Raw genomic sequence first — 6,000 nt, forward strand, 5'->3', positions numbered from 1 at the left:
TACCACGGCGGGGATGTGCTAAAGGCCGGGCCGTGAACCCGAACCTTCTCTCGCTGCGTCCCTTCCGTCGTCCTACCCGCCAGCTCACGCTGTCGTCCGGCGCGCTGGTCCTCGCCTTGGGAGCCCTCGCGGGTTGTGAGAAGACTCCCCCGCCGGCCCCGGCCACGCCGCCTCCCGCGGCCGAGCCCGCGAAGCCCGCCGTCCCCAATGAAGTGACGGTGCTCGTCACCGGCAGCGCCCGTGGCCAGCTGCTGCCCGTCGAGGGCAAGGGCGGCGCCGCGGAGCTGATGGGCCGCTGGGTGAATGATGAGAAGCACTGTGCCGGTCCGCTGAAGGACGGCCAGGCGACCTGTCCGGATGCCGGCACGCTCGCCCTGACGACGGGCGACCTGTGGACGGGCCCGGCCATCTCCTCGTTCTTCCTGGGGGCTCCGACGGCCGAAGTGATGGGGCACATGGGCTATGCGGCCTCCGCGCTGGGCAACCACGAGCTGTCGTACGCCAAGGATTCCTTCCTGAAGAACCGCACGGCCGGGGGCTTCCCCTTCCTGGCGGCGAACCTGAAGGTGACGGACGCGGCGCTGGCCAAGGACCTGTCCATGCCCGCGTTCCAGGTCTACGAGCGGCGGGGCCTGAAGATTGCGGTGGTGGGCCTCACCTCGCAGAAGACGGTGCGCACGGCGATGTCCGGCCGCGCGGAGGGCCTGGAGGTCACCCCCAACGAGGACGCGCTGAACACGGCCGTTCCGGAGGCGCGCAAGGCGGGCGCGGACGTGGTGGTGATTGTCGCGGACCAGTGCCCCACGGACCTGCAGCCGGTGCTGGCGAAGCACGCGGACTGGAAGGTGTCGCTGGTGGCCGGCGGCCGCTGCGGCACGGACGCCCCGGGCGTGAAGACGGAAGGTGACACCACCTACGCGTCGCTGGGCCGCGGCTTCGATTCGTACCTGCGCGCGCAGCTGAAGTTCGACCCGAAGAAGGCGGCGGGCCAGAAGCTGACCGGCGTGGACACGAAGGTCGTCGAGGTGGCGGGCGGCACGCCGGACGCGGAGACGGCGAAGCGCATCGCGGAGTGGCAGACGAAGGTGGACCAGGCGCTGGGCCGGAAGATCGGCTTCACCAAGACGGGCATCCCCCAGGACTCGCCGCTGATGGCGAAGTGGGTGGCGGGCGCGGTGCGCACGCAGCTCAACACGGACGGGGCCATCCTCAACAAGGGCGGCATCCGCAATGGCCTGGCCAAGGGTGAGGTGACGCTGGGCAGCGTGTACTCGGCGATGCCGTTCGAGAACTCGCTGCTCACCGTGAAGCTCAAGGGCGAGGACCTGGCCAAGCAGCTGGCGAACCCGGACGCGCTCGTGGCCGGCTTCACCCCGGCGGGCAAGGGCAAGTTCAAGGACGCCCAGGGCAAGGCGCTGGATCCGAAGAAGGAGTACACGGTCGCCACGGTGGAGTACCTGTACTTCGGCGGTGACGGCTTCGACTTCGAGAAGCTGGACACGGACCCGGCGGAGACGGGCATGGCGTGGCAGACGCCGGTCGTCGAGTGGACGGAGGCCCAGGCCTCCACCGAGGCGAAGCCGCTGGAGAAGTTCATCAAGTAGCGCTTCCGCGGTCCTGAGAAGCACCGGGGCGCCGGAGTCCTCCCTCGAAACGGGGAGGGCGGCCGGCGCCTTGCCGTTTCCGGGGCTCGGCTAGAGTGGGCCCATGGAGATGGCGGAGTTCATCGAGACGCGGCGTCCGCGCTGGCAGCAACTGGAGTCGCTGCTGGACAAGTCCGAGGGCGAGGGGCTGCGCAAGCTGAGCCTGGACGAGGCCCGCTCGTTGGGGAAGCTGTACCGCGCCGTCTCCAGCGACCTGCTGTGGGTGCGCGCGCGCAGCGGCTCCGCGGAGGTGAGCGCGTACCTCAACGACCTGGTGGGCCGCGCGTACGCGCTGACGTACCCGGGCAGCCGGCCCCGGTTCGCGGACGTGTGGGCCTTCGTGGCGCGCGGCTTCCCGGCGCTCCTGCACCACGAGTGGCGCATGTACGTGGCGTCGGTGCTGCTGTTCCTGGCGGGCGCGGGCTTCGGCTACGTGGGCATGGTGGTGGATCCAGACGCCGCGCACTACCTGGTGCCCGAGCAGCACGTGAGCATGGACCCCGTGAAGCGCGCCGCCGACGAGGCCGCGGGCAAGGGCATGACGGTGGAGGAGCAGGCCCAGTTCACGACGTTCCTCTTCACGCACAACATCCAGGTGGCGTTCCTGGCGTTCGCGCTGGGCGTCACGCTGGGGCTGGGCACGGCGGTGATGCTGTTCGTCAACGGCCTGTTCCTGGGGGCGCTCGCGCAGGTGTACGCGGCGAAGGGGATGGCGGGGTGGTTCTGGGCGTGGATCCTCCCGCACGGCATCCCGGAGATTACGGCCATCTGCATCGCGGGCGCGGCGGGGCTGGTCATCGCGCGGGGCATGGTGGCGCCGGGCGGGTTGTCTCGTGGGCAGGCGCTGCGCAAGGAGGCGGTGACGGCGGTGAAGCTGCTGTTCGGCACGCTGGTGCTGTTCGTGCTCGCGGGCTTCATCGAAGGCACCGTGTCGCAGATCCACCCGCCGAAGCTGTCGGTGGCCTTCAAGGTCGGCTTCGCGCTCACGGTGGGGACGGGCGTCTACGCGTACCTGCTGTCGGACTGGATGCGCGGCCGGCGCGGGGATGCGCGTGCGGTGGCGGAGCTGACGGGATGAGCGGGCCGGACCTGGCCGTGCCTCCGTTGCCGCGCGAGCCGGAGGTGCTGATTGAGTGCCCGCGCTTCTCCATGGTGAAGCGGCGCTCGGACGGCTCCGTGGACTTCGTGTCGCCGCTGCCGTGTCCGTACAACTACGGCTCCATTCCGGGACTGCTGTCGGATGACGGGGACCCGCTGGACGCGGTGGTGCTGGGGCCTCGGCTGTCGCAGGGGCAGCGCGTGCGCGTGCCGGTGGTGGCCGTGCTGGGCTTCATCGACGCGGGGAAGGGCGACCCGAAGGTGGTGTGCGGGACGCATCCGATGACGCCCTCGGAGCGCGCGGGGCTGGAGCGCTTCTTCCGCGTCTATGCCCTGTTGAAGCGAGGCCTGCACCGCGTGCGCGGCGACGTGCCCGATACGCGCTTCGTGGGCTGGCTGCGCGAGGGCGCCGAGCTCTAGCCGAGGGCCTTCGTCATCTTCAGGACCCGGTTCCACCGGAGGCCCTGTTCGATGGGGCCCACCCATTGCTCCGGCTGGAAGCCCATGCGTGTCCAGAAGCGGCGCGCGACCTCGTTGTGCTCCACCACCGCCACGCGCAGCAACTGGCCGCCGTTCGCGCGCACGTAGTCCGCGTACGCGTTCAGCACGGCTTCGCCCCGGCCCTGGCCCCGGGCCTCCGGCGCGAGGAGCAGCAGGCCGAGGTACCACTCACCCTGCGCCGGGAAGTCGCGCAGGGCTTCGAGCATCCCCGCGAGGCCACCCTGCGCGTCGCGAAGCGCGAACAGGTGCCCCTGGCCGGGGGCGAGCGTGGGAGGCCGTTCGTTGGGGATGTTCCGGGCCTGATCCGGGAGCGCGGGACGGCCATAGGCGAGCTGGTGGTAGTCCTCGCAGCGGTCGAGGAGCGGCTGCAGGACGTGTGTCTCGCTGTCGTCGACGGGCTCCGCCGTGAAGTCCGCCGTCTGGAATGCCTTCCGGGTCATGTGGCTCCCCTACAGGACGCCGCGCGCCTTGATGTCGAGGTACCGATTCACGGCCGCGAGGCTCAGTTCATCCGGCGCGACGTCCAGCATCTGCACGCCGCCCTTGCTCACGCGCGCCTTGAGCACCTCTCGGTCCGTGAGCAGCTCCGACGCCACCGCGTGCTGGAACGCTTCCTCCGGTCCTGATGGCGGCGTGCGCAGCAGCTTCTGCAACGCGGTGTCCTTCACGGACAGGCAGAGCGGGACGTGGCGGCGCGCCAGCCGGTGCAGCGGGGCCACCAGCGTTCCGGCCTGCTCCTCGTCGAGGAAGTCCGTGAAGACGCACAGCAGGCTGCGCCGGTTGAGGCGCACGTTCAGCTCCTTGAAGAGCGCCAGGTAGTCCACGTACGTGAGGCTGGGGGTCGCGGAGTAGAGCGTGTCCACCAGCTTGCGGTACTGGCCCCGGCCCGCGGCGGGCGGCAGGTAGGCCTTCACTCCGTCCGCGAAGAGCGCCAGTCCCACGCGGTCCCCGTTGCGGATGGCCACGAAGGCGAGGAACAGCGCCGCGTTCACCGCGTGATCCAACTTGGTGAGGCCGTCCACCTGGGCCGCCATGGAGCGCCCCGCGTCCACGCAGATGAGCAGCGCCTGCGAGCGCTCCGACTCCAGCACCCGCGTCACCGGCCTGCCCCGGCGCGCGGTGGCCTTCCAGTCCACGTCGCGCACGCTGTCGCCCTGGGTGTAGTCGCGCAGGCGCGCGAACTCGCTGCCCTGGCCGTCGCGCCGCAGCTGCCGCAAGCCCAGGTTCACCAGGTCCAGCGCCGCGCCGGACAAGAGCATCCGCCGGGCCCCTCGCAGGTCCGGGTACACCGACACGGAGCGCTCGGCCTGGAAGGTGCGCTCGTGCGAGACGAGCCCCAGCGGACCGCGCACGCGCACGTGCACGGCGCCGAAGCTGAACTTGCCGCGCTTCGCGGGCGTGGCCCGGTACACCCACTGCGTCTGGCTGTCCGGCGTGAGGCGCAGCGTGGCCTCCGAGGGCTCCGTGGTGAACGACGGCGGCGCGTCGTCCTTCACGCGCACCTCCACCGTGCCGCCGCCCCGGTGCACCAGCCGCAGCTCGACGCGATTGGCCACGCCCACGTTGAGGCGCTCCGGCAGCAGGCGCTCCACCTCCAGCCGCACGCGGCGGGCCTGGAGGAAGTCGAACGCGGCCAGCGCCACGGCCAGCGCGTCCAACGCCAGCACCGCGCCGCCCAGGCCCGGGAAGAAGCCCGCCAGCGCCATGGGCAGCGCGAGCAGGGCAAGCAGCCCCCACAGGCGCTCGGAGGGAATCACCGGGGGACCTCGACGCCCTGGACCACCTCGCGCAGCACGTCCGCGGACGTGGCTCCGTCCAGCTCCGCGTCCGGCGACAGGAGCAGGCGGTGGCGCAGCACCGGGCCCACCAGGAAGCGCACGTCGTCCGGAGTCACGAAGTCGCGGCCCCGCAGCGCCGCCAGCGCCTTCGACGCGAGCAACAGGTGCACGCCCGCGCGCGGCCCCGCGCCCAGACGGATGTTGGGCGAGCCGCGCGTCGCCGCCACCAGCTTGCGGATGTAGCCCAGGACCGGTGGCTCCACGTTCACCGTGTTGAGCGCCGCGCGCGCCTGGATCAGGTCGTCCTTCGTCACCGCCGCGTTCACGCCCGCGCGCGCCAGGTCGCCCGAGTCGAAGCCCCGGTGCACGGACTCGAGGATGGCGTCCTCCTCCTCCGGCGCGGGGTAGCCCACGTCGATCTTCAGGAGGAAGCGGTCCAGCTGCGCCTCGGGGAGCGGGTACGTGCCTTCCGACTCCACCGGGTTCTGCGTGGCGAACACCGTGAACATGGGCGACAGCTGGAGGTTCCTACCCTCCAGCGACACGGCGCGCTCCTGCATGGCCTCCAGCAGTGCGGACTGCGTCTTCGCGGGGGCGCGGTTGATTTCGTCCGCCAGCAGCAGGTCCGTGAAGATGGGGCCTCGCGCGAGCACGAAGGCCTGCGACTTCAGGTCGAAGACGCTGGTGCCCAGGATGTCCGCGGGCATCAGGTCCGGCGTGAACTGGATGCGCTTGAAGTCCGCGCCCACGCTGCGCGACAGCGCCTTGGCCATCAGCGTCTTGGCCACGCCGGGCACGCCCTCCAGGAGGATGTGCCCGCCGGCCACGAGCCCGCAGAGCATCAGCTCCAGCGGTTCGTCCTGCCCGACCACGGCCTTGCGCACCTCCGCGAGGACGCCCTCGCGGATGGCGTTCGCGGACCGCACGGCGTTGCCGGTGTCCGGGAAGGGAGGAGGGGAGAAGGGCGGGGCGTTCATGGG

General features: G+C 71.2%; 6 protein-coding genes. 3 read left to right on the forward strand and 3 right to left on the reverse strand.

Annotated features, from left to right (window positions below):
* The first annotated feature begins 1,151 nt into the window (after nt 1-1,151).
* The 3 genes from D7W82_RS42570 to D7W82_RS21650 all read left to right on the forward strand — a co-directional run bounded on the left by D7W82_RS42570 (nt 1,152) and on the right by D7W82_RS21650 (nt 3,161).
* Nucleotides 1,152-1,604 (forward strand): 5'-nucleotidase C-terminal domain-containing protein, encoded by a 453-nt coding sequence (locus D7W82_RS42570; RefSeq protein WP_370451050.1) that lies wholly within the window; start codon nt 1,152-1,154, stop codon nt 1,602-1,604.
* A 103-nt stretch (nt 1,605-1,707) separates the two neighbouring features.
* Entirely contained in the window at nt 1,708-2,721 is a 1,014-nt protein-coding gene (locus D7W82_RS21645) for a stage II sporulation protein M (RefSeq protein ID WP_120620163.1), read from the forward strand.
* Complete coding sequence (locus tag D7W82_RS21650) at nt 2,718-3,161, forward strand: inorganic diphosphatase (RefSeq protein ID WP_120620164.1); 444 nt, start codon at nt 2,718-2,720, stop codon at nt 3,159-3,161. Before D7W82_RS21645 ends, D7W82_RS21650 begins: the two co-directional genes overlap by 4 nt.
* Here D7W82_RS21650 and D7W82_RS21655 read toward each other — a convergent pair.
* Genes D7W82_RS21655 through D7W82_RS21665 form a run of 3 tightly spaced genes read right to left on the reverse strand, consistent with a single transcriptional unit; the run spans nt 3,158 to nt 5,997 of the window.
* Nucleotides 3,158-3,682: an N-acetyltransferase gene (locus D7W82_RS21655; RefSeq protein ID WP_120620165.1), complete on the reverse strand. Its 525-nt coding sequence runs from the start codon at nt 3,680-3,682 to the stop codon at nt 3,158-3,160. The genes D7W82_RS21650 and D7W82_RS21655 overlap by 4 nt on opposite strands.
* A 9-nt stretch (nt 3,683-3,691) precedes the next feature.
* Complete coding sequence (locus D7W82_RS21660) at nt 3,692-4,999, reverse strand: DUF58 domain-containing protein (RefSeq protein ID WP_120620166.1); 1,308 nt, start codon at nt 4,997-4,999, stop codon at nt 3,692-3,694.
* A complete protein-coding gene (locus D7W82_RS21665; RefSeq protein ID WP_120620167.1) occupies nt 4,996-5,997 on the reverse strand; it encodes a MoxR family ATPase in 1,002 nt (333 codons plus the stop codon). Before D7W82_RS21665 ends, D7W82_RS21660 begins: the two co-directional genes overlap by 4 nt.
* Nucleotides 5,998-6,000 lie beyond the last annotated feature (3 nt).

Origin of the sequence: Corallococcus sp. CA049B, from assembly GCF_003611685.1 — a bacterium.
In the GTDB taxonomy this organism is placed as follows: domain Bacteria; phylum Myxococcota; class Myxococcia; order Myxococcales; family Myxococcaceae; genus Corallococcus; species Corallococcus coralloides.

What these genes read in the sequence shown, in the direction of transcription:
- D7W82_RS21665 (WP_120620167.1), bottom strand. Translation starts at nt 5,997, where the DNA reads ATGAACGCCCCGCCCTTCTCCCCTCCTCCCTTCCCGGACACCGGCAAC.
- D7W82_RS21645 (WP_120620163.1), top strand. Translation starts at nt 1,708, where the DNA reads ATGGAGATGGCGGAGTTCATCGAGACGCGGCGTCCGCGCTGGCAGCAA.
- D7W82_RS42570 (WP_370451050.1), top strand. Translation starts at nt 1,152, where the DNA reads ATGGCGAAGTGGGTGGCGGGCGCGGTGCGCACGCAGCTCAACACGGAC.
- D7W82_RS21655 (WP_120620165.1), bottom strand. Translation starts at nt 3,682, where the DNA reads ATGACCCGGAAGGCATTCCAGACGGCGGACTTCACGGCGGAGCCCGTC.
- D7W82_RS21650 (WP_120620164.1), top strand. Translation starts at nt 2,718, where the DNA reads ATGAGCGGGCCGGACCTGGCCGTGCCTCCGTTGCCGCGCGAGCCGGAG.